Source organism: Streptomyces sp. NPDC005492 (genome assembly GCF_040605995.1).
Classification (GTDB): Bacteria; Actinomycetota; Actinomycetes; order Streptomycetales; family Streptomycetaceae; genus Streptomyces.
The window spans coordinates 85749-107655 of record NZ_JBEXDX010000005.1 but is presented as its reverse complement, the minus strand read 5'-3'; the positions used below and the strand labels follow the sequence as shown (position 1 = coordinate 107655).

General features: G+C 69.1%; 19 protein-coding genes. 7 read left to right on the top strand and 12 right to left on the bottom strand.

Going from position 1 to position 21907, the window contains the following annotated elements; genetic code table 11:
- Positions 1 to 17 precede the first annotated feature (17 nt).
- Entirely contained in the window at positions 18 to 2165 is a 2148-nt protein-coding gene (locus ABZT04_RS09345) for a transglycosylase domain-containing protein (RefSeq protein ID WP_356055159.1), read from the bottom strand.
- 252 nt (positions 2166 to 2417) lie between these two features.
- Here ABZT04_RS09345 and ABZT04_RS09340 point away from each other — a divergent pair, with 252 nt between their 5' ends.
- The gene (locus tag ABZT04_RS09340) at positions 2418 to 2633 is read left to right on the top strand and encodes a zinc ribbon domain-containing protein (protein WP_356054766.1); all 216 of its coding nucleotides are present in this window, start codon (positions 2418 to 2420) and stop codon (positions 2631 to 2633) included.
- An 88-nt stretch (positions 2634 to 2721) separates the two neighbouring features.
- Here the strand turns inward: ABZT04_RS09340 and ABZT04_RS09335 are convergent, their stop codons facing one another.
- Genes ABZT04_RS09335 through ABZT04_RS09325 form a run of 3 tightly spaced genes read right to left on the bottom strand, consistent with a single transcriptional unit; the run spans position 2722 to position 7300 of the window.
- Entirely contained in the window at positions 2722 to 3537 is an 816-nt protein-coding gene (locus ABZT04_RS09335; protein ID WP_356054765.1) for an HAD family hydrolase, read from the bottom strand.
- Complete coding sequence (locus ABZT04_RS09330; RefSeq protein ID WP_356054764.1) at positions 3537 to 6119, bottom strand: phosphoribosyltransferase domain-containing protein; 2583 nt, start codon at positions 6117 to 6119, stop codon at positions 3537 to 3539. Before ABZT04_RS09330 ends, ABZT04_RS09335 begins: the two co-directional genes overlap by 1 nt.
- A gap of 14 nt (positions 6120 to 6133) precedes the next feature.
- Positions 6134 to 7300, bottom strand: a complete 1167-nt coding sequence (locus tag ABZT04_RS09325) for an HpcH/HpaI aldolase/citrate lyase family protein (protein ID WP_356054762.1) — start codon at positions 7298 to 7300, stop codon at positions 6134 to 6136.
- Between the two features lie 176 nt (positions 7301 to 7476).
- Between ABZT04_RS09325 and ABZT04_RS09320 the strand changes: the two genes are divergently transcribed.
- Positions 7477 to 8283 (top strand): TerD family protein, encoded by an 807-nt coding sequence (locus tag ABZT04_RS09320; RefSeq protein ID WP_356054760.1) that lies wholly within the window; start codon positions 7477 to 7479, stop codon positions 8281 to 8283.
- An 18-nt stretch (positions 8284 to 8301) separates the two neighbouring features.
- On the opposite strand, the gene ABZT04_RS09315 is transcribed toward ABZT04_RS09320, so the two are convergent.
- The 6 genes from ABZT04_RS09315 to ABZT04_RS09290 all read right to left on the bottom strand — a co-directional run bounded on the left by ABZT04_RS09315 (position 8302) and on the right by ABZT04_RS09290 (position 12860).
- On the bottom strand, positions 8302 to 9036 hold the full coding sequence (locus ABZT04_RS09315) for a Tellurium resistance (RefSeq protein ID WP_356055158.1): 735 nt from the start codon (positions 9034 to 9036) through the stop codon (positions 8302 to 8304).
- Positions 9037 to 9153: 117 nt separating this feature from the next.
- Positions 9154 to 10299, bottom strand: coding sequence for a DUF475 domain-containing protein (locus tag ABZT04_RS09310; RefSeq protein ID WP_356054758.1), 1146 nt, complete (start codon positions 10297 to 10299; stop codon positions 9154 to 9156).
- Between the two features lie 154 nt (positions 10300 to 10453).
- Positions 10454 to 11029 carry a TerD family protein gene (locus tag ABZT04_RS09305; protein WP_356054756.1) on the bottom strand — a complete coding sequence of 192 codons (576 nt, stop codon included), beginning with the start codon at positions 11027 to 11029 and terminating at the stop codon, positions 10454 to 10456.
- Between the two features lie 104 nt (positions 11030 to 11133).
- Positions 11134 to 11709, bottom strand: coding sequence for a TerD family protein (locus ABZT04_RS09300; protein WP_019060360.1), 576 nt, complete (start codon positions 11707 to 11709; stop codon positions 11134 to 11136).
- A 112-nt stretch (positions 11710 to 11821) separates the two neighbouring features.
- Positions 11822 to 12280 (bottom strand): peroxiredoxin, encoded by a 459-nt coding sequence (locus ABZT04_RS09295; RefSeq protein WP_356054754.1) that lies wholly within the window; start codon positions 12278 to 12280, stop codon positions 11822 to 11824.
- Between the two features lie 142 nt (positions 12281 to 12422).
- Positions 12423 to 12860: a DUF3052 domain-containing protein gene (locus ABZT04_RS09290; RefSeq protein ID WP_019060358.1), complete on the bottom strand. Its 438-nt coding sequence runs from the start codon at positions 12858 to 12860 to the stop codon at positions 12423 to 12425.
- A 397-nt stretch (positions 12861 to 13257) separates the two neighbouring features.
- On the opposite strand from ABZT04_RS09290, the gene aceE reads away from it, so the two are divergent.
- Positions 13258 to 15990, top strand: a complete 2733-nt coding sequence (gene aceE, locus ABZT04_RS09285; RefSeq protein ID WP_356054752.1) for a pyruvate dehydrogenase (acetyl-transferring), homodimeric type — start codon at positions 13258 to 13260, stop codon at positions 15988 to 15990.
- A 73-nt stretch (positions 15991 to 16063) separates the two neighbouring features.
- A complete protein-coding gene (locus tag ABZT04_RS09280; RefSeq protein ID WP_356054750.1) occupies positions 16064 to 16825 on the top strand; it encodes a potassium channel family protein in 762 nt (253 codons plus the stop codon).
- Position 16826: 1 nt separating this feature from the next.
- On the opposite strand, the gene ABZT04_RS09275 is transcribed toward ABZT04_RS09280, so the two are convergent.
- Together ABZT04_RS09275 and ABZT04_RS09270 are read right to left on the bottom strand one after the other, a co-directional pair.
- Positions 16827 to 17105, bottom strand: coding sequence for a small hydrophobic protein (locus ABZT04_RS09275; protein ID WP_356055157.1), 279 nt, complete (start codon positions 17103 to 17105; stop codon positions 16827 to 16829).
- Between the two features lie 249 nt (positions 17106 to 17354).
- Positions 17355 to 18971 (bottom strand): MFS transporter, encoded by a 1617-nt coding sequence (locus ABZT04_RS09270; RefSeq protein WP_356054748.1) that lies wholly within the window; start codon positions 18969 to 18971, stop codon positions 17355 to 17357.
- Positions 18972 to 19053: 82 nt separating this feature from the next.
- On the opposite strand from ABZT04_RS09270, the gene ABZT04_RS09265 reads away from it, so the two are divergent.
- From ABZT04_RS09265 to ABZT04_RS09255, 3 genes are all read left to right on the top strand, one after another.
- Positions 19054 to 19689: a TetR family transcriptional regulator gene (locus ABZT04_RS09265; protein ID WP_356054747.1), complete on the top strand. Its 636-nt coding sequence runs from the start codon at positions 19054 to 19056 to the stop codon at positions 19687 to 19689.
- Between the two features lie 83 nt (positions 19690 to 19772).
- Entirely contained in the window at positions 19773 to 21002 is a 1230-nt protein-coding gene (locus ABZT04_RS09260) for an alpha/beta hydrolase (RefSeq protein WP_356054745.1), read from the top strand.
- A gap of 58 nt (positions 21003 to 21060) precedes the next feature.
- Positions 21061 to 21906 (top strand): DUF4429 domain-containing protein, encoded by an 846-nt coding sequence (locus ABZT04_RS09255; protein ID WP_356054743.1) that lies wholly within the window; start codon positions 21061 to 21063, stop codon positions 21904 to 21906.
- Position 21907: the final 1 nt, after the last annotated feature.

Genomic DNA, 21907 nt, shown 5'->3' with positions numbered 1-21907 from the left:
CGGGTTCGCTGCGGTGGTCAGCCGAGCGTGGTCATGGCTCTCGACCAGATGCCGTAGGGGACGTCGGTGACTGGCGTGCCGGAGATTCCTTTCAGCGGCAGGGGTTCGAGACTCTTGGTCAGATCGATGCGGTAGACGACGACGGCGGTCGACACGGACTTGGCCGTGCCGACATACCAGGCGGCGGTGTCGTTTTGCGTGGTGCCGCCCTTGCCCGCCACGTCGGCGCCGGCCTTGGCGTCGTCGGGGTGCGCGTCGGCGAAGGAGTCCGTCAGCGCCTCCGTCACCTCACGGGCGGTGGTCCTGCTCACCGCCCGGTTCGGTTCCGGCCGCTTCAGCGCCACTTTGGCGCCGTTGCGGGTGATACGGAGGACCGAGTACGGCTCGGTGTGGACGCCCCCGGCGTCGAACGTGCCGTACGCGCTCGCCATCCGCAGCGCGCTGGGTGTGGCGTTGCCGATGGACAGCGCCGGTACCTGCGCCCCGAAACTGGAGGAGAGCAGTCCGGCCGCCTCGGCGGTCTTGCGGACGGTCGTCAGGCCGGTGTCCATACCGAGCTGCATGAACGGCGTGTTCACGGACTCGGCGAGGGCCTGGCGCAGACTGATCTGCCCGTAGGACTTGTTGCCGTCGTTGTGCGCGGAGACCTTCTTGCCGCTGCGGTCCCAGTACGGCCCCTCCGGCGTGGTGACCGGCACGGCGTCGTCCCCGTCGTACAGCGTGTCCGGGGTGACCTGGGTCGGCGGGCTGCCCCGGGTCTTGGTGACCCCGTGCTCCAGGGCGGCAGCGTAGACGAAGGGCTCGAAGGCCGAACCCGCCGGGACGGTGGTCGCGTTGGAGTCGTTGTATCCCTGCGTACGGTGGTCGGGGCCGCCGTAGACGGCGAGGATCCGGCCGTCGGAGGCGACCGAGGAGGCACCGTAGTGGGCGGTCTTCGCGGTGGCGGCGTCGCTCTTCTGCGCGGCCTTGCGGGCCTTGGTGACGGAGTCCGTCAGCTCGGTCTCGCGGTCGCGGTCGAAGGTCGTGTAGATCTGGTAGCCGCCGAGGTCGAAGTCCTTGTCCGAGATGTGCGCGGTCTTCTTCGCGTACTGGGTGGCCAGCTCGACCAGGTAGTCGCTCTGCTTGCCGGTGTCGTAGGTGATCGACTGCTTGAGCGGCTCGGGGAACGTCTTGTACTTGGCGCGCTCGGCCGGCGAGAGCTTGCCGATCTTCACCATGCGGTCCAGGATCCAGGTCCAACGGGCCACCGCGCGGGCGTGGTTGGCCTTGCTGAGTGTCGGGTCGTAGAGGCCCGCGCCCTTCAGCAGCGAGGCGAGGAAGGCGCCCTCGCTGGCGTTGAGCTGGCTGACGTCCTTGCCGTAGTAGGCCTGGGAGGCGCGCTGGAGGCCGTAGGTGCCGCGGCCGAACCAACTGGTGTTGAGATAGCCCTCGAGGATCTTGTCCTTGCTCATCTTGTTGTCGAGCTTGAGGGAGATCATCGCCTCGGTGAACTTGCGGCTCACCGTCTGGTTCTGGGTCAGGTAGACGTTCTTGACGTACTGCTGGGTGATCGTGGAACCACCCTCGGTGTCGCCCTCGCCGACCGTGCGGTACAGCGCGCGGGCGATGCCCTTCATGGAGATACCGGGGTCGCTGTAGAAGCTCTCGTTCTCCGCGGCGAGCACCGCCCAGCGGACGTCGGTCGGGATGTCCTTCAGCGGCATCGCCTGCCGCTGCACCCAGCCGGTGCGGGCCATGGGTGTCCCGTCCGACCAGAAGTACACGTTGTCCTGCTGGGTGGCGTACGTGTTGAGGTCCGAGGGGATGTCGGTGGTCGCGTACGCGACGACCAGGAAGAGTCCGCTGAGCCCGATGGAGGCGAGCACTCCGCCCACCCACTGCCGCCAGGAGGGTATCCAGCGGCGCCAGTCGGTACGGCCGGGGCGCGGGTACTGCGGGCGCATCCTGCGGACGTACGGAGTGAGGAAGGTCACCAGCGGGGCGAGGCGGGCGGCGACGGGGGCGAGGCGGGTGCGGAGGGAGGGACTGGGGGCCTTGCGTCCCCGGTGCCGTACCGGTTTCGCCTCCCCCTCGGGTATCTCCGACGCCTCGGGTATCTCCAGATCGGACACCCGCAGTTGCATGGTCTCGTCCGGCCGGAACCCGGCGGGGAGCTTCAACTGCATGGTCTCGTCAGGTCGTTGAGGCTTCTCCCCCTCCCCCTCGTGGGTCACGACGCGTCTCCCTCTTACACCGTTGCCGTCGACGCGGCTGCAAATTCCGGTTCCCCCCGGCCTCACAGGTCACGCGGCCAGCTCAAATTACCAGTGGTCTTCGCAAGTTCTCCATATAAGAAAACGACAGAACAGGACACAGCCGAAACCTTCATGAAAAAACAAGGTGCCGTACTCATGTGGGGACGACGTTAGCCTGAGCCCATGCCTCGCTATGAGTACCGCTGCCGCACCTGCGGAGACACCTTCGAGCTCAGCCGTCCCATGGCGGAGTCCGCCGCCCCGGCGTCCTGCCCCTCGGGACACGACGACACCGTGAAGCTCCTGTCGACGGTGGCCGTCGGCGGCACGACCGCGCCCGCGCCTCAAGCAGGTGGAGGCGGCGGGGGCGGCTGCTGTGGTGGAGGGTGCTGCGGCTAGGCGGGTCGGTGCGTTTTCTGGCTGCGGGTCCGTGGGGGCTGAGCGCGCCCACGCGGCGGTAGCCGCATGCCGGACGCGCCCCGCACCCCTAGGGGGTCGCCGCGCGAGCTGCCGTCAAGAATTCCCGCAGGACGCGCTCCCCTGCCAGCACTCCCCGCTCGGGCAAGGCCGTGACGTGCGGCGCCGTCCAGGCCGCTTCGGCCAGCTCGCCGTGGCCCGGGCGCCAGCCCGTGTCCGCGGCGAGCAGCAGGTCGGCGTCGAGCAGGGAGTCACCGGCGGCGAGGGTCAGCTCGGCGCCGGTGCGGCGGGCCACTTCACGCATGGCCGCGCTCTTGGTGAGCGGTTTCGGCACCGCGTAGATCTTGCGGCCCTGCAACGACACCGTCCAGCCGCGGTTCTCCGCCCACACCGCCAGCTCCTTCACCCACTCCTCGGGCAGCAGCTCGCGCTCGACGACGAGGTAGACGAAGAGGTCCTCGGCGACGCGGTGCTTGCGCACCCAGGCCGGGTCGGCACAGGCCGCGAGATACTCCCGCACCTCCTCCAGCGGCGCGCACTCGGCGGCCAGCCTCGCCTGCACCCCGGCGTGCCAGGCCTCGTCGGTGACACCGTCCACCAGCAGATGCCCGCCGTTGGCGCAGATCGCGTACTTCGACTCGGGTCCCGGCAGGCTGATGCGCTGGTACTGCTTGCGGGTGCGGGTGGTCGTCGGCACGAACACGGCCGCGTCGCCGAGTTCGGTGAGCAGTCCGGCCGCCGTCTCCGTCATGAAGGACAGCGGCCTGCTCTCGTGCACCTCCACACAGAGCAGCCGGGGCGCCCGCGCGTCCGGCATGGTCAGCGCGAGGGCGGCCGAGGAGTAGATGAGCGTACGGTCGAGGTCGCTCGCGACGAGTACCGGCATCAGACCGACACCGCCCTGCCATCGGCACCGGTCGCGCCCCGGGTGTACTTGGGGTGGATCAACCCCACGCAGGTGTACGGCAGTTCGTCGACCTCCTCGACGGGCACGCCTCTCTGGTCGGCGAGCAGCCGGACATGGTCGAGGTCGGCACCGGCACCGGCCCGCGCGAGGATCTTCCAGGGCACCCGGCGCAGCAGCACCCGGGTGGTCTCGCCGACGCCGGGCTTGACGAGGTTCACGTCGTGGATGCCGTACTCCTCACTGATCCGCTCAACCGCCGCCCAGCCCTCCCAGGTTGGGCGGCGGTCGGTGTCGAGCAGTTTCTTCGCGCGGGCGAGTGCCTCCGGGGCGGCCTCCGGGAAGCGGGCCTCGACGGCGTCCAGGAAATCCACCGAGACATCCGCGCCGGCGAGTTCGCGGTAGAACTTGGCGCCGTGGAAGTCGTGCGGGCCGACCAGGTCCGCGCGCAGCACCGTGCGCGAAATGAGCCCCGACACGGTGGAGTTGAGACAGGCGGAGGGGATGAGGAAGTCCTCCCGGGTGCCGTACGTCCGCACGCACGAGCCGGGGTCGGCGAGCACCGCGATCTCCGGGTCGAAGCCGGTGATGCCGTCGGACTCCTCGAACTCCTCGATCGCGTCGGCGAGTTCGCGGGTGATGGCGCCCTTTCCGGTCCAGCCGTCGACGAAGACGACATCCCGGGGGTCGTGGTGGGCGGCCAGCCAGCGCAGCGCGTTCACGTCGATGCCGCGGCCCCGCACGATCGACACGGCGTAGTGCGGCAGGTCGAGCCCGTGCCGGAACTTCGCCCAGCGGCGCATGAGGACGCCGACCGGGGTACCCGCGCGGGCCAACGAGACCAGCACCGGGCGGGGGGACCGCTCGGCGAGCACGAGTTCCGTCACCGCGCCGACCGCCTGCGCGATCCGGGTCGCCGACGTCCTGAGCGCCTCGTGGAACAGCTCCTGGTACCGCTCGCTCGGCTGGTACTCCACCGGCAGCGACTCCGCGTAGTGCGCCCCACCGCTCTGGATGGCCTCCTCGCGCTCCTCGGTCGGCGCCTCCAGCGTCACGTCCGAGAGATCCTGGAGCAGCCAGCCGACCTCTTCGGGCGCGTACGAGGAGAAGGCGGGGCCGCGGAGGGGCTCGGGCAGCATGGGGGGCCTTTCAGGGACGTACGAGGGGACGACCGCGAGCAGTACGTACGGGGTGTGGGCGGCCAACTGGCTGAGCAGGCCGTGCAGTTCGGGGGTGTCTGCGCGGGAGTCGACGACCGCGACCACCGCGTCGAAGCCGGCCCCCGCGATGTTGTAGGCGTAGCGGTCGCCCGGGCCGTCGGCGGGGGTGTCGTGGGCGGGGAAGGTGAGGCGGGTGCGGATCGCGTAGCCGGGGTCGTCGACCGCGAGGACGGGTGAGCGGGTGGTGGTCGAGTAGGTCACGTCGGCGTCGACGACCTGCTCCAGCTCACGGGCGAGTCTGAGCGGGGCGTACATCAGCTCTTCGAAGCCGAGGATGTGCACGCGCTGGGCCTTGGCGGGGAGTGCTTCTGCCAGGCGGGCGGCCATGGCGGGGAGGGCGCGCTCCAGGCGTATTCGGTGCGCGGGGGTGAAGCCGTGGCGGGCGCCGTCGGGGAGGCCGGGGGGCCAGCGGAGGTCTACTCGGCGGGTGGGGACAGTGGGGGCGGCTGTCGAGTGCGGGCCCGCGGGGGCTGGGCGCGCAGTTCCCCGCGCCCCTAGGGGGTTGGAGTTCGGGTCGGTTGCAGAGTTCCGGGCGCTGATGGGTGCCGGGCAGGCCTCATCCCCTAGGGGCGCGGGGAACTGCGCGCCCAGCACCGACGAACCCCTACCCGACGACCCAGCTGCCCTCTCATACCGTGCCACCAACTCCTGCCCCCTCTCCAACACCCCCTCCGGCAACCGCACCGTCCCCGAGGCCGCCGCCACCAGATCCACCCTCGCGCCGATCTCCACCGCGAACTCGTCCAACCGCCCCGCGTCCGCAGCCGACCGCATGTCGACCAGGGCAACGACCACATACCGCTTCCGCGGATAGCGCTCGTGCAGGTCCCGGATGGTGTTCAGCACCGTGTTGCCGGTCGAGAACTCGTCGTCGACCAGGATCAGAGGGCCGGCGGCAGCCAGCAGCGCGGGGTTCTCGGGCAGCAGCAGGTGCGAGGTCGCGTGGGAGTGGGACTCCTCGAAGCCGCCCGCGGGGGCCACGCCGGGGACCGGGCGGCGGGTGGAGTGGAGGTAGGGGGCCACGCCCACGCCGTCCGCGACCGAGTGGCCGAGGCCCGTCGCCGTCTCCGCGTAGCCGAGGACGACCGCCGCGCCGGCCTCCTTCGCGCCCAGGAGATCCCGTACCCGGCGGCCCAGGGTGAAGCCATGGCCGTAGACGACCGACGGGGACTGGGGGACGTGCTTGCCGAGCACGTTCGAAACGAGGAGGTGGGCCCGTTTGGGGTTGCGGCGGAGGGCCAGGCCCAGGAGGTCGGTCAGTTCGGGGTCGCCGACCAGCTCGACACCGAGCCGCTCCGCGACCCAACTGCCGGACCAGACCTCGTCGTTCACTGCCTTGTTCATACGTCCCTTGCGATTCAGCCGGGGATTCCGGCGGCGAGCAGCTCCACGAAGCCGACGTCCTCGCGTGCGACCCCGAAGATCTCGGCGCGCAGCATGGTCCGCTCGGCCCAGGCGCGGTGCGGCTTCACCTCGTTCATCTTGTTCGTGTACGCCGAGCGCAGCACGCCCCCGCCGCCGCGCTCCGGGCGCAGGATGTCCTGCGCGTCGCAGAACTCCTCGTGGCTGACCACGGACAGCGCGTGCACGGGCAGCACGTGTGTGGGGTGGATGCAGGTCTTGCCCATCAGCCCGTTGGCCTGGTCGAGGGCGATCTCGCGCAGCAGCCCGTCCATGGCGTGCTCGATCAGCGCCTCGCGCAGCTCCTCGGCCTTTCCCTCCAGGAACGGGCTGCGGCGCAACTGCGGCTTGAACATCCGCTCCTGGACGCGGAAGTACTCCCACACCGGGCCGGTCACCGTGAAGCCGGTGCCGTCGGCGCGGCCCAGCATGTTCACCACGTCGGCGATCACGTTGGCGACGATCTGGACGTCGTAGGCCGTCATGTCGGGGGCCCGGCGCAGGCCGTAGGACGAGCAGAAGTCCGTCACACCGAGGCGTAGCGCCAGGACCCGGTCGCGGTACTTGTCGACCGCGCGGGAGATTCCCTCCAGGGTCTCCACCCGGGACTCGCGGTAGAGCAGCTCGGGCGACTCCAGGACCGGCATGCCGAACAGCCGGCGGCCACTGGCCGCCTCGGCGGCGGACAGCGCCTCCAGGAAGGGCATGCCGCGCTCCTCGGTGAACTTCGGCATCACGAATCCGGAGAGGAGCCGGACGGCGGGGCCCATACGGCGCACGAGGTCGGGGATCTGCTCGGGCACCCGGACCCTGATGAACAGCAGGGGGAGGTCGGCCTCGGGGCGGGCGGCCAGCTCGGTGAACTGGCGGACCAGGTTCTCCTCGGCGGCCGGCACGTCCTCGTCGCCGATCGAGTCCTCCAGGCACAGCACCATCGACACCACACCGCGCGCCGCCAGCTTCACGATGTCGTCGGCGAGGCGGGGGCGGGTGGCCGGGCTGTAGAGCGTGGCGCCCAGGGCCGCGGCGAGCAGCCGGGCCGGGGAGTCCGCCTCGAACTCGCACGGCTCCTGGAAGAAGAGACGCTGCCGTACCTCAGGGGCAATGTGCCCGAAATGACGCATAAAGCTCCCCCGTGGTGACGATGTGACCCGTGTGTGTTCTCTACGGGTGGCCGGTAATAGTACGTACAAACCCATGTCAAGCGTTCCCGCCGGGCATGAACTTCAGGTAACTCGGCCGTGTCCGTGTCCGCACCCCCACGTTGTCGTGACCAGGACCGAGAGGGCAGGATGACCGCATGACGCACGCCATGCTGAAGGGGTCGAACGTCCCGCTGGAGGCCACCACGGTACGTGCCGTGCTGCGCTGGACGCCCGGGCAGGGGGTCCCGGACGTGGATGCCTCGGCGCTGCTCCTCGGCCCCGCCGGTCAGGTGCGTTCCGACGAGGACTTCGTCTTCTACAACCAGCCCCGGCACCCCTCCGGGAAGGTCTGGTGGCTCGGCAAGAAGCGTGTCGCGGAGGGCCCCACCGACACGATCCAGACAGATCTCGCCGGTGTCGAGTCCGAAGTCGGCCGGATTCTCGTGGTCGCTTCGGCGGAGGACGTCACCTTCGACCACGTACCGGGCCTGCGCATCCTGCTGTACGACGCGGCCGTCGCCGAGGGTGAGCCGCTGCTGTATTTCGACATCAAGCCGGAGACCGGCGAGGAGACCGCGCTGATCTGCGGCGAGCTGTACCGCCGCGGCGAGGGCTGGAAGTTCCGGGCGCTCGGCGAGGGCTACTCGAACGGGCTGCGCGGGCTGGCCATGGACTTCGGCATCACGGTGGACGAGTCGGAGACCGGGGCCCCCTCGGTCCCCTCCGCGGTCCCCTCCGGCCCCTCCGCTCCCGAGACCTCCCAGCCGCTGCCGCCCGAGCAGCCGACCGCGGTGCCCGCGCAGTCCGCGTACGGGTATCCCCAGGAGCCGGCGACCCAGCCCGCGTACGGCTATCCGCAGCCGTCCCCGGCCGGCACCTACGGGTATCCGCAGCCGGTACCGGTGGCGACCGCGCCGGATCCGGACTTCCGGATGCCGCCGCAGGGGCCGCAGTTCATCTGACGGCGGCGGGGATACGGCTCACTGCTCGACCTTCGTCTTGTAGCCCCGGCCCCACTGCAGTCCCCAGCCGTACAACCGGTCCAGCTCGGCCTGGAAGCCGTAGACGAACTTCACCTCGCGGCGGACCACGAGCTCGCCCTTGACGTTCTCGATCATCACGACCGCGCAGGAGCGGGCCTGCGGGTGGCGTTCGTCGAGGCCTATCTCGATGCGGGGGCCGTTGCTCGGGTAAAGGGTGACGATCGCGTGGGTGCGGTCGAAGGCCGGGGTCTGGTCGTAGATGTAGACGAAGACCAGCAGCCGCTTGATCTGCTCGCGGTGGTCGAGGTTGACGTACATCGTCTCGCCGGACGCGGACCCGAAGCGGTCGTCGCCGCTGAGCTTCACGTACGGCGGTGAGTTGACGTCCCCGAGGAGGCCGCCGAGGGGCTGTACGACGCCCTTGGTGCCGTCCATCAGCTCGTACAGGCAGCCGAGGTCGAGGTCGACGTTGACCATGCTCTGGCTGTGGCCCATGACCTCGGGCGGTTTCAGCGCCTTGAAGGGGTGGCGCAGCAGGCTGTCCCGCTGGGTGCCGCCGATGTCCGAGGTGCGCATCCGCCAGGTGAGGTTGACCCGGAGGTTGCCGGTGGCCGCGCCCTGCTTGGTGAGCGAGACCTGGTGGTGCCGCTTGGTCAGTTCTATCGCGTTGCTGGCCGCACTGCCCGAGTCGAAGTCGGTCTCGCGCCGCCAGATCCCGTCGAAGAAGCCCATTCCCGCCCCCACGTCCACATTCCGCTGCCCCGCATGACAACACCGTCGGGGCGGCCGGGCAGAGGACATGTCCTCGACGGCCGCCCCGAACAGAGCGTTCCCTTACCAGGGAGCTTGTCACACCCCGGACGAGACCTCAGTCTTCTCGTCCGAGCCTGCTTTTCCCTCGGCTTCCGCGAGGGCGCGGTTGCGGCGGACCGAGGACCAGAAGGACCAGCCGATCAGGACGACGCCGACCAGGCCGGTGATGACCTCGTTGATCTGGTACTGGATGGTCACCATGAGGATCACGGCCAGGGCGCCGATGGCGTAGTGCGCGCCGTGCTCCAGGTAGACGTAGTCGTCCAGGGTGCCCTGGCGGACCAGGTACACCGTCAGCGAGCGGACGTACATCGCGCCGATGCCGAGGCCCAGCGCCATGAGCACGATGTCGTTGGTGATCGCGAACGCGCCGATCACGCCGTCGAAGGAGAACGACGCGTCCAGGACCTCCAGGTACAGGAACATGAAGAACGCGGCCTGGCCGGCGAGGACCACCGCCGAGCGCTGCTTGCCGGTGCGCGCGGCCTCTTCCTCCTCCTCGTGCTCCCGCTCCTCCTCTTCTTCGAGCTTGTCCTCGAAGTAGCCGGAGAGGCCGCCGACGATCATGTACGTGATCAGGCCGGAGATACCGGCGATCAGGACCGTCTGTGCCTTGTCCGCGTGAGCGCCGCCGTGCTGGTGGGCGTGGGCCGCGAAGGTGAAGGAGGTGATCAGCAGGACGATCAGCGCGATGCAGACCGACAGCATGTCGACCTTGCCGAGCTTGGCCAGCGGGCGCTCGATCCAGCGCAGCCACTGGATGTCCCGGTCCTCGAAGATGAAGTCCAGGAAGATCATCAGCAGGAACATGCCGCCGAAGGCCGCGATCGCCGGGTGGGCGTCGGTGACCAACTGCTGGTAGTGGTCCTTGTTGTTGAGCGCGAGGTCGACCGCGTCGATCGGACCGATCTTGGCGGTGACGGCGACGATGACGACGGGGAACACCAGCCGCATACCGAAGACCGCGATCAGCACGCCCACGGTGAGGAAGATCTTCTGCCAGAAGGCGGACATCTTCTTCAGGATCCCGGCGTTGACCACCGCGTTGTCGAAGGACAGCGAGATCTCCAGGACGGCCAGGATCGCCACGATTCCGAAGGCTTCCCACCCCCCGTAGAACGCCGCTGCGACCAGGCCGAGCGCGGTGACCGCGAACGACCAGCCGAAGGTTTTCAGAAGCACTGGCTACCCAATCGTGTGTTGGGGGTCCCCCCAGACGGAGTCTGGGGGAGGGTCTCCCCCGCGCCGTACTCGGCTTTACTTAAAATTTGACTTCGAGCACAGAGTGTAGAGGGAGACTCCCTCGGCCGGGACAGCCGGTCGGGACCAGGGCTCTTTACGAGACGTTGACCCCGAAGTCCATCGCGATGCCCCGCAGTCCCGACGCGTACCCCTGGCCGACCGCTCGGAACTTCCACTCGCCCTGGTAGCGGTACAACTCGCCGAAGATCATGGCCGTTTCGGTGGAGGCGTCCTCGGAGAGGTCGTAGCGGGCGAGCTCCTGGCCGTCCGCCTGGTTGACGACGCGGATGAAGGCGTTGCTGACCTGGCCGAAGGCCTGGCCGCGTTCCTCGGCCATGTGGATGGAGACCGGGAAGATGATCTTGTCGCAGGTGGCCGGCACCTTCGGCAGGTCGACCAGGATCGACTCGTCGTCGCCCTCGCCCTCACCGGTGAGGTTGTCGCCGGTGTGCTCCACCGAGCCGTCCGGGCTCTTGAGCTGGTTGTAGAAGATGAACCACTCGTCCCCGAGCACCCGACCGCCGCCGCACAGCAGCGCGCTGGCGTCCAGGTCGAAGTCGGCGCCGGTGGTGGAGCGTGCGTCCCAGCCGAGCCCGATGAGTACGTTCGTGAGGTTGGGTGCGGCCTTGGACAGGGAGACATTGCCCCCCTTGGCGAGCGTGACGCCCATAGTGCTGGTCCTCCCCGAGGTGATCCCTATTGGGTTGTCCTGCACGCCCGGCGCCGCACGCAAACCGTGCGGCGCCGGGCGGTGATGCCTTTGGACGTCGTACGTCAGACGTTGACGCCGAAGTCCTGGGCGATGCCGCGCAGGCCCGAGGCGTAGCCCTGGCCGATGGCGCGGAACTTCCACTCCGCGCCGTTGCGGTACAGCTCGCCGAAGACCATGGCGGTCTCGGTCGAGGCGTCCTCGGAGAGGTCGTAGCGGGCGATCTCGGCGCCGCCGGCCTGGTTCACCACGCGGATGAACGCGTTGCGGACCTGGCCGAAGGACTGCTGGCGGTTCTCGGCGTCGTAGATCGAGACCGGGAAGGTGATCTTGTCCACGTCGGCCGGGACCGCCGCCAGGTTCACCTTGATCGCCTCGTCGTCGCCCTCGCCCTCACCGGTGGTGTTGTCACCGGTGTGCTCGACGGAGCCGTCGGGGCTCTTGAGGTTGTTGAAGAAGACGAAGTTGGCGTCGCTGGCGACCTTGCCCGCGCTGTTCAGCAGCAGTGCGCTGGCGTCGAGGTCGAAGTCGGTACCGGTGGTGGTGCGGACGTCCCACCCCAGACCGACGATGACCGCGGTCAGGCCCGGGGCCTCCTTGGTCAGTGAAACGTTGCCGCCCTTGCTGAGGCTGACTCCCACGAGTCCTCCATTGGTGTCCAGGGGCGGGGATGCCCCGTAGTGCGTGGTATCGGATCAACGTCTCGATCCTAGTGACGGGTTCCCGGCCCTCGCAGGCCCTGGAACCGAACAATCACAGGGTGTCGAGCGCCTTCACGTACTCGCCCAGGTCACGCGCGTCCGGCAGGCCGTTGACGACGGTCCAGCGCACGACGCCCTCCTTGTCGATGATGAAGGTCCCGCGCACGGCGCAACCCTTGTCCTCGTCGAAGACGCCGTAGGCGCGCGAAGTGTTGCCGTGCGGCCAGAAGTCGGAGAGCAGCGGGTACTCCAGGCCCTCCTGCTCGGCGAAGACGCGCAGGGTGTGGATGGAGTCGTTGGAGACCGCGAGGAGCTGCGTGTCGCGGTCCGTGAACTGCGGCAGGTTGTCGCGCAGGGAGCACAGTTCACCGGTGCAGACGCCGGTGAAGGCGAAGGGGTAGAAGAGCAGCACCACGTTCTTCTCGCCCCGGAAGTCCGACAGCCTCACGGTGGCGCCGTGGTTGTCCTTGAGCTCGAAATCGGGGGCCTTTTCGCCGACCTGGATCGCCATCTCGTCCTGCATCCCTTCGGTGGGGCTGTTCGGGTGAGAGCACCCTCTGGGACCACCACCCTACGCAGCGATCACCGCATGCGGACGGACGGGCTGGCATGGCCAGCCCGTCCGGGGTTCGACGATCGAGGTACCTCTGCGACTACCTCTTGGACTTGGCGGCCTTGGGCGTCACCAGCCGGCTGCCGCTCCAGTCCTTGCCCACGCTGACGCTCTTGGCCGCGGACAGTCCCGCGGTCGTGGCGGCTTCCGAGATGTCGCTGGGCTCGACGTAGCCGTCACGGCCGGTCTTCGGCGTCAGCAGCAGGATCGAGCCGCCCTCCTCGACGTACGAGATGGCGTCCACCAGTACGTCGGTCAGGTCGCCGTCCTCGTCGCGGAACCACAGCACCACGGCATCGGCGACGTCGTCGTAGTCCTCGTCCACCAGGTCGCTGCCGATGACTTCTTCAATGGCCTCGCGGAGTTCCTGGTCTACGTCGTCGTCGTAGCCGATCTCCTGGACCACCTGCTCGGGCTGGAACCCCAGCCTGACGGCAGGGTTCGTCCGCTCCTCCGCGTGGTCCGCGGTCGCGCTCACGGGTTGCCTCCTGATCATGTCTTGATGAATGTCCAGCCACGCGCGTGCGCGAAGCATTGGCCGTAGTCCACACGGACGGGCCGGATCGCGCAAGTACCCGGCGATTCGGAACGCCGAAACGGTGACGATCCTGGCCGTGTCGTCGCAACTCCAGGCACGCTATCGCGGCCGCCGGTGACGTACACCACAGCGTTCTGCCCGGTTTGCACGTTTGAGAACCCTCCGAGGGTACGCGACTCGAATGACTTTGCTAAACGAGTCTCGGTTACCTCACGGTAGAGATGACGATTGCTCCACCGAGGTACACGATGGGGAACGGCGCAGACCCCGGCCCCAGACAAGCCCAGACAGCCCCCGGGCAGCCCCTCAGCCAGCCCTCTGACAGGTAAGGAACAGCGTGGCTTCCGGATCCGATCGCAATCCGATCATCATTGGCGGCCTTCCGAGTCAGGTTCCTGACTTCGATCCCGAAGAGACCCAGGAGTGGCTCGACTCGCTCGACGCCGCCGTGGACCAGCGCGGCCGTGAGCGGGCCCGCTACCTGATGCTCCGGCTGATCGAGCGGGCCCGCGAGAAGCGCGTGGCCGTGCCCGAGATGCGCAGCACGGACTACGTCAACACCATCGCCACCAAGGACGAGCCGTTCTTCCCCGGCAACGAGGAGATCGAGCGCAAGATCCTGAACGCGACCCGCTGGAACGCCGCCGTGATGGTGTCCAGGGCCCAGCGTCCCGGCATCGGCGTCGGCGGCCACATCGCGACCTTCGCGTCCTCCGCCTCGCTCTACGACGTGGGCTTCAACCACTTCTTCCGCGGCAAGGACCAGGGCGACGGCGGCGACCAGATCTTCTTCCAGGGGCACGCCTCGCCGGGCATCTACGCCCGCGCGTTCCTCCTGGACCGGCTCAGTGAGCAGCAGCTCGACGCGTTCCGCCAGGAGAAGTCGAAGGCGCCGTACGGACTGTCCTCGTACCCGCACCCGCGGTCGATGCCGGACTTCTGGGAGTTCCCGACCGTGTCCATGGGCCTCGGCCCGCTCGGCGCGATCTTCCAGGCGCGGATGAACCGCTACATGGAGGCGCGCGGGATCGCCGACACCTCGAAGTCACACGTGTGGGCGTTCCTCGGCGACGGCGAGATGGACGAGCCGGAGTCGCTCGGCCAACTCTCGATCGCCGCGCGCGAGGGCCTGGACAACCTGACCTTCGTCGTCAACTGCAACCTCCAGCGGCTCGACGGCCCGGTGCGCGGCAACGGCAAGATCATCCAGGAGCTGGAGTCGCAGTTCCGGGGCGCCGGCTGGAACGTCATCAAGCTGGTCTGGGACCGCACCTGGGACCCGCTGCTGGCCCAGGACCGGGACGGTCTGCTGGTCAACCAGCTCAACACCACCCCGGACGGCCAGTTCCAGACGTACGCCACCGAGACCGGCGCGTACATCCGCGAGCACTTCTTCGGGCACGACCAGCGGCTGCGCGCGATGGTCGAGCACATGACCGACGACCAGATCCTGCACCTGGGGCGCGGCGGGCACGACCACAGGAAGGTGTACGCGGCCTTCGCGGCGGCCAAGGCGCACAAGGGCCAGCCGACCGTGGTCCTGGCGCAGACCGTCAAGGGCTGGACCCTGGGCCCCAACTTCGAGGGCCGCAACGCCACGCACCAGATGAAGAAGCTGACGGTCGCCGACCTCAAGGGCTTCCGCGACCGGCTGCACCTGCCGATCACCGACCAGGAGCTGGAGTCCGGCGCGCCGCCGTACTACCACCCGGGCCGGAACTCGGAGGAGATCCAGTACATGCACGACCGGCGCAAGGCGAACGGCGGGTACGTCCCGACGCGCGTCGTGCGGTCGAAGCCGCTCGCGCTGCCCGAGGAAAAGACGTACGCGAGTGTGAAGAAGGGCTCCGGCCAGCAGTCGATCGCCACCACCATGGCGTTCGTACGACTGCTCAAGGACCTCATGCGGGACAAGGAGATCGGCAAGCGGTTCGTGCTGATCGCGCCGGACGAGTACCGCACGTTCGGCATGGACTCGTTCTTCCCGAGCGCGAAGATCTACAACCCGCTCGGCCAGCAGTACGAGTCGGTGGACCGTGAACTGCTGCTCGCGTACAAGGAGTCGCCGACCGGGCAGATGCTGCACGACGGCATCTCGGAGGCGGGCTGCACGGCCTCGCTGATCGCAGCCGGTTCTGCCTACGCGACGCACGGCGAGCCGCTGATCCCGGTCTACGTCTTCTACTCGATGTTCGGTTTCCAGCGCACCGGTGACCAGTTCTGGCAGATGGCCGACCAGTTGGCGCGCGGTTTCGTGCTGGGTGCGACCGCCGGACGTACGACTCTGACCGGTGAGGGTCTGCAACACGCGGACGGGCACTCGCAGCTGCTGGCGTCGACGAACCCGGGCTGTGTCGCCTACGACCCGGCGTACGGGTACGAGATCGCGCACATCGTGCAGGACGGGCTGCGCCGGATGTACGGCCCCGACAGCGAGGACGTCTTCTACTACCTCACCGTCTACAACGAGCCGATCCAGCACCCGGCCGAGCCGGCGGACGTCGACGTGGAGGGCATCCTCAAGGGCGTCCACCGCATCAGCCAGGGTTCGGCGGGCACGGTGCCGGCGCAGATCATGGCGTCCGGTGTGGCGGTGCCGTGGGCGATCGAGGCGCAGCGGATCCTCGCCGAGGACTGGAACGTACGGGCCGACGTCTGGTCGGCGACCTCCTGGAACGAGCTGCGGCGCGAGGCCGTCGAGGTGGAGCGGCACAATCTGCTGCACCCCGAGGAGGAGCAGCAGGTTCCTTATGTCACGCGGAAGTTGAGCGGGGCCGAGGGCCCGTTCGTGGCGGTTTCCGACTGGATGCGGTCGGTTCCGGACCAGATCGCGCGGTGGGTGCCGGGGACGTACCAGTCGCTGGGCGCGGACGGGTTCGGCTTCGCCGACACGCGGGGGGCCGCTCGGCGGTTCTTCCACATCGACGCGGAGTCGATCGTGGTGGCGGTGCTGACGGAGCTGGCGCGGGAGGGGAAGGTCGACCGGTCCGTGCTGAAGCAGGCGATCGACCGGTACCAGTTGCTGGATGTCACGGCCGCGCATCCCGGGGCGGCGGGCGGCGACGCGTAGGAAGTGACCGCGGCGGTCGAAGGGCGGTGGAGCTGTGGCTCCGCCGCCCTTTCCCGTTCCCTACGATGCGGCCATGAAGGAACAGTCGGCGCAGGCCCGTTGGGAGCAGCGCACCCAACGGCCCCTGCTGGCGCTCGCGGTGGCGTTCGCCGTGGCCTATGCCGTGCCGATCGTGGACTCGACCGCAGGGCATTCACTGACGACGGTGTGCACGGCGGTCGAGTGGGTGGTGTGGGGCGCGTTCGCCGCCGACTACCTGATGCGGCTCGCGATGTCCCGGAACCGTCGCCGGTTCGTGCGGACGCACTGGATGGACCTGTGCGCGGTGGTGGTGCCGATACTGCAGCCGCTGCGGCTGCTGCGGATGGTGTCGACGCTGATACTCGTCGGGCGGCGCGCCCGGATGGCCTCGCAGATCCAGCTCACGACGTATGTCGCCGGCGCGGTGGTCGGGCTGCTGATGTTCGGCTCGCTCGCGGTGCTGTCCGTGGAACGGGACTCCCCCAACGGGAACATCCGGACGCTGGGTGACGCCGTCTGGTGGTCCTTCACGACGATGACGACGGTGGGCTACGGCGACCACGCCCCGACCACCGGTCTCGGCCGCATGATCGCCGTCGGCCTCATGCTGTCCGGCATCGCCCTGCTCGGTGTCGTGACCGCGAACATCGCCACCTGGTTCATCGCCCGCTTCGAGAAGGACGACGTGGAGGAACGGCGCCAGACAGAGGCGATCGAGGCACTGACGGAGGAGGTGCGGGCGTTGCGGGCGGAGGTGGCGGCGTTGTCGGAGGCGCCGAGCCTGGTCGGGGGCGCCCCGGAGGAACGTCCGTAGATCAGAAGAACGTCCACATGAACGCCGCCACCGTGTCGATCGCCCCCAGGATCAGCGCGACCAGGGCCGGCAGTGAGCGGGAGCCCGCCCACGTTCGGCCCATGGCCAGCCAGCCGCATATCAGGGCGACCGGGCCGAGGATGATGCCCAGGGTGAAGAAGCCGGCGATCGCGCAGACGAGGCCGATGATGCCGAGCGTCGCGCGATCCGGCCCGGTCCCTGACCTGATGCGGCCACGTGAGCGGGGGTACCTGCGCGTTCCGTTGCCGAAGCCCGTCATCGTCAACTCCCTGGGCGTCCATGCCCGTTCGGCCAGCACTCCTACGACCTTCGGGTACCCCGGTACAGACGAAAAAAGCCTGCCTGCGCGCTGCCCCCCTCCGGCAGCGCGCCGCAGACCACCTCGTCCCCCCTGCCCTGCGGAGGACTTGACTTACTGTGACCTGCGGCGCGTGCCGAGCACCAGGGATCTTTAGCGGAGTCACCCTGATAGGCGAACTCGCCCTGCGTCAGGGTGGGATACACGCCGTCAGATATGGGCCGCTCCCGCGCCCGCCTCCGCGTTCTCGCCACGCTTGGTCAGCAGCGCGACGAACACCGCGACCACCGCGACCCCGGCCGCGACGAGGCAGGCCAGGCTCATGCCGGAGATGAACGTGTCGTGGGCGACCTGCGTGATCTTCGCGGCGATCGCCTCCGGGGTGCCCTTGGCGACCGGAGCGACGCCGACCTGCACAGCCTCGGAGGCCGCGTCCAACTGGGGCCCGGTGAGCTTGGGCAGGCCCGCGTCCGTCCAGTTGCCGGCCAGGTCGCTGTCGACGCGGGACGCCATCACCGCGCCGAGGACGGCCGTACCGAGGCTGCCGCCGATCTGCATCGCGGCCTGCTGGAGACCACCGGCCACACCGGACAGCTCCATGGGCGCGTTGCCCACGATGACCTCGGTGGCGCCGACCATCACCGGGGCGAGGCCGAGGCCCAGCAGGGCGAACCAGATGGACATGACCGCGCTGCCGGTCCTCGCGTCGAGCGTGGACATGCCGTACATGGCGATCGCGGTGGCCGCCATGCCGCCGGCCAGCGGGATACGCGGGCCGAGCTTGGTGATCGCCGCGCCGGCCAGCGGCGAGCCGACGATCATCATTCCGGTGAGCGGGAGGAGGTGCAGACCGGCGTCGATGGGGCTCATACCGTGCACGTTCTGCAGATAGAACGTCACGAAGAACAGGCCGCCCATGAAGGCGATCGCCATCAGCACCATCAGGACCACACCCGCGGACAGTGGCACCGAGCGGAACAGGCCCAGCGGGATGAGGGGTTCGGCGACCCGCTGCTCCCAGAAGGCGAACAGGGCGAAGCCGACGACGGACACGGCGAGGAACGTCCACGTCATGCCGTCGCCCCAGCCCCAGGTCGGCGCCTTGATGAGGGCCCAGACCAGGCAGAACATCGCGCCGGAGAGCAGCGCGATGCCGAGGATGTCGAAGGAGCGCGGCGCATTTTCAGCGCGGTGGTCGCGCAGGATCAGCAGGCCGAGGATCAGCGCGACGGCGCCGACCGGCACGTTGATGAAGAACACCGACTGCCAGTTGACGTGCTCGACAAGGACTCCGCCGAGGATCGGGCCGCCCGCGGTGGAGGCGCCGATGACCATGCCCCACAGGCCGATGGCCATGTTGAGCTTCTCGGCCGGGAAGGTGGCCCGCAGCAGACCGAGCGCGGCCGGCATCAACAGCGCGCCGAACAGCCCCTGGAGCACACGGAAGGTGACGACGAACGCGATGCTGTGGGACAGCCCGATGGCACCGGACGCGAGGGCGAAGCCACTCACGCCGATCAGGAAGGTCTGGCGGTGGCCGAAGCGGTCACCGAGCTTGCCGGCGGTGATGAGGGAGACCGCGAGGGCGAGGAAGTAGCCGTTGGTGATCCACTGGACGTCGGCGAAGCTGGCGCCGAGGTCCTTCTGGATGGCCGGGTTGGCGATGGCCACGATGGTGCCGTCGAGGGCCACCATCATGACCCCGACGGCGACGGTTATGAGGGTGAACCACGGGTGGCCACGCAGCCCCTTGGACGGCGTCGGGGACGGGGTCGCCGGCGCCTTGTCCCCCGGCCCCGTCGCGCTGATGGTGGTCTGACTAGTCATGCGTTCGAGGCTAATGTCAGCCGCTGACAGTTGACAAACAGATTCAGATGTCGGCGACTGTCAACAAGGCGAGGAGAACGGCATGGAGACACTGCGCGAGCGCAAGAAGGCCCGTACGCGGGACGCGCTGCTGCGTGCCGCCCTCGAACTGTTCACGGCCAAGGGCTACGAGCGGACCACCGTCGACGAGATCGCCGAGGCCGTCGGCGTCTCGCAGCGCACCTTCTTCCGCTACTTCGCGAGCAAGGAGGAGGCCACCTTCTTCGTGGCCCGGCTGACCGAGACGCACTTCGTCGACGCGGTCCGCGCCCGCCCGCCGCACGAGGCCCCGCTGGAGGCGCTGCGCCGGGCCGTGCTGGAGAGCTGGGACACCATCAACGAGGCGATCGAACAGGTCGTACCGCTGGAACTGCACATGCGTACCTACCGCGTGATCGAGTCGACGCCCGCGCTGCTCGCGGCGCATCTGCGGCGGTCGATGGAGCTGGAGGCGGAGCTGGCGGACATCGTGGCCCGGCGGGAGGGGCTCGAGGTGGCCGTGGATCCCCGGCCGCGGCTGGTGGTGGCCGTGTTCGGCGGGGTGATGCGGGTGGTGGAGCGGATGTGGATCGCGGGGGACGACCTCAGCATCGAGGCGATGCGGGAGCTGACGGCCGCCTATCTCGACGGGGTGGGACCGGCGCTCGCGGGGAACTGGCGCACGAGCGAGTCGTACTGAGTTCCTCATCACGTACCACTGAAACGTGATCCCAGTCACTCGGTTAACGCGAGACCCTCTCGTTCTCCTAGTGTGTCCTCCCAGTGACTTCCTTCGACTCCTCCCCCACGCTGAACGCCTGGCGCGCGCTGCTCGCGCTGGCCGTGGTGTTCGTGATGCTGACGACCAGCGGCTGGACCGCGGTGCGCAGCCACCCCGGCAAAACGGCACTCCAGGCCTCCCTCTCCGCATGGGAGCACGGACACATCGACGGGCATGAACTTCCCGACCCTGGCGCCTCCGCCGGCCGGCTCGCCCGTTTCTTCACCTCGCTCACCGCACAGCAGCGCACCCGCCTCGCGCACCGCTACCCCCTCGCGGTCGGCAACATGAACGGCGCCCCGGTCTCGCTTCGCTACCGCGCCAACCACATCGCCCTCGACCAGGCCCGCAAGGTCGAGAAGAAGCGCATGCACGACAACCGGCTGACGCCCGTCGGCAAGCAGGAGGCGGGCCGCCTCATGCACCGCTTCGAGGCGCTGATGAGCGGGGACCGCCACATCCTGGCCTTCGACCCCGACGGCTCGGGCCGGATCGCCGAGGTCTTCGGCGACCTGGACACCGCGCAGCGCGTGTCGGTCATCGTCCCCGGCGTCGACACCGACCTGCTCACCTTCCAGAAGACGTACAAGAACTACTCGGCACCGGTCGGCATGGCGCAGAACCTGTACGCGGCCGAGAACACGGCGAAGTCCGCGACGGACACCGGCACGCGGACGGCCGTCATCGCCTGGGCCGACTACACCGCCCCCGGCGGCCTCGGCATCGACTCGGCCACCGCGGGCCGCGCCGAGGCCGGCGCCGTACGGCTGAACGCGCTGGTGCGGGCGCTGCCCGGGACCTCGCAGGTCGCCCTGTTCTGCCACAGCTACGGCTCGGTGGTGTGCGGGGTCGCCGCGCACGAACTGCCGCTGCGGGTGACCGACATCGCGGTGGCCGGCAGCCCCGGAATGCGCGCCTCCAAGGCCTCCCACCTGCACACGCTCGCCCGGGTGTGGGCGATGCGGGACGCCGACGACTGGATCCAGGACGTGCCCTACATGGAGGTCGGCGGCCTCGGCCACGGCGAGGACCCGGTGTCCCACGCCTTCGGCGCACGGGTGCTGGCCGCGAAGGACGCCGAGGGCCACACCGGCTACTTCGCGCCGGGCACGGACAGCCTCAGCAATTTCGCCGACATCGGAGTTGGCGCGTACCGCGCGGTGACCTGCGCCCACCAGGGCGGCACCTGCCGAGAGGGTTTGTCCGGCGCCTTGCCCGCCGGACGCGCGTAGAAACAGCAGGAACTGCGGTCTGCGCGGGGATGGGACGGAGGAGCATGTGCCGCCTACGATGAGCCGCATGGGTGACGTACTGGCCGGATTTCATGCCGCCTGGGAGTTCGAGTCCGACTCCGTGCTCATCCGCTACGAACGGGGCATGCGCACACCCAAGCTCTTCCAGGCGCTCGGCGAACGCCGGATCCCCTTCGAGGCGATCGAGACGGTGACACTCGCCCCCGGCCGACGCGGCACCGTCGTGCTGCGCGCCGAACCCCGGCCAGGCGCCGACCCGTTGATGGAGGCGGCCGCCGGCCAGCTCAAGGAGGGCTGCGACCCCTACCGCCTGGTGCTGCCCGCCGAGCGCGAGACCCTCGCCGAGTACTACGCCGACGAGCTGCGCGCACGGTTGAAGGGGACGGGCCCGGCCGAACGCTTCCTGGTGGCCGCGCCCGAGGTGCCGCTGCGTTTCAAGGCGTACGACGGGAAGGCGTCCTTCGACGGGAAGACGGTGTTCTTCCGCTGGTTCTGGACCGGCGCCTCGTCGGCGAAGTGGAAGGCCGGCGACCAGAGTTTTCCGGTCGCCGACCTGAACGGCGTCGAGTGGCACTCCCCCGAGGTCTTCGAGGGTCATCTACGACTCCTGCGCGGGACCGCCCCGCCGGTGCCGGTCGACCAGGACCCGGCGGCCGTGGTGTTCGGCCTCGGATACGGCCCGGTCCACGAGTCACTCCCGTTCGCGGCCGCGGTCCTGGCCGCGGTGCGCTCCGCCCGTCCCACGGCCGTGATCCCGGCGGCCCGCCGCGACCCCGCCGACATCGCCGAGCGCATCCGCCATCTCGCGGAACTCCACGCGTCGGGACTGGTGACGGACGAGGAGTTCACGGTCAAGAAGGCGGAACTGCTCGCGGAGCTGTAGC

What these genes read in the sequence shown, in the direction of transcription:
- ABZT04_RS09345 (WP_356055159.1), bottom strand. Translation starts at nt 2,165, where the DNA reads ATGCAGTTGAAGCTCCCCGCCGGGTTCCGGCCGGACGAGACCATGCAA.
- ABZT04_RS09340 (WP_356054766.1), top strand. Translation starts at nt 2,418, where the DNA reads ATGCCTCGCTATGAGTACCGCTGCCGCACCTGCGGAGACACCTTCGAG.
- ABZT04_RS09335 (WP_356054765.1), bottom strand. Translation starts at nt 3,537, where the DNA reads ATGCCGGTACTCGTCGCGAGCGACCTCGACCGTACGCTCATCTACTCC.
- ABZT04_RS09330 (WP_356054764.1), bottom strand. Translation starts at nt 6,119, where the DNA reads ATGAACAAGGCAGTGAACGACGAGGTCTGGTCCGGCAGTTGGGTCGCG.
- ABZT04_RS09325 (WP_356054762.1), bottom strand. Translation starts at nt 7,300, where the DNA reads ATGCGTCATTTCGGGCACATTGCCCCTGAGGTACGGCAGCGTCTCTTC.
- ABZT04_RS09320 (WP_356054760.1), top strand. Translation starts at nt 7,477, where the DNA reads ATGACGCACGCCATGCTGAAGGGGTCGAACGTCCCGCTGGAGGCCACC.
- ABZT04_RS09315 (WP_356055158.1), bottom strand. Translation starts at nt 9,036, where the DNA reads ATGGGCTTCTTCGACGGGATCTGGCGGCGCGAGACCGACTTCGACTCG.
- ABZT04_RS09305 (WP_356054756.1), bottom strand. Translation starts at nt 11,029, where the DNA reads ATGGGCGTCACGCTCGCCAAGGGGGGCAATGTCTCCCTGTCCAAGGCC.
- ABZT04_RS09295 (WP_356054754.1), bottom strand. Translation starts at nt 12,280, where the DNA reads ATGGCGATCCAGGTCGGCGAAAAGGCCCCCGATTTCGAGCTCAAGGAC.
- ABZT04_RS09280 (WP_356054750.1), top strand. Translation starts at nt 16,064, where the DNA reads ATGAAGGAACAGTCGGCGCAGGCCCGTTGGGAGCAGCGCACCCAACGG.
- ABZT04_RS09275 (WP_356055157.1), bottom strand. Translation starts at nt 17,105, where the DNA reads ATGACGGGCTTCGGCAACGGAACGCGCAGGTACCCCCGCTCACGTGGC.
- ABZT04_RS09270 (WP_356054748.1), bottom strand. Translation starts at nt 18,971, where the DNA reads ATGACTAGTCAGACCACCATCAGCGCGACGGGGCCGGGGGACAAGGCG.
- ABZT04_RS09265 (WP_356054747.1), top strand. Translation starts at nt 19,054, where the DNA reads ATGGAGACACTGCGCGAGCGCAAGAAGGCCCGTACGCGGGACGCGCTG.
- ABZT04_RS09255 (WP_356054743.1), top strand. Translation starts at nt 21,061, where the DNA reads ATGAGCCGCATGGGTGACGTACTGGCCGGATTTCATGCCGCCTGGGAG.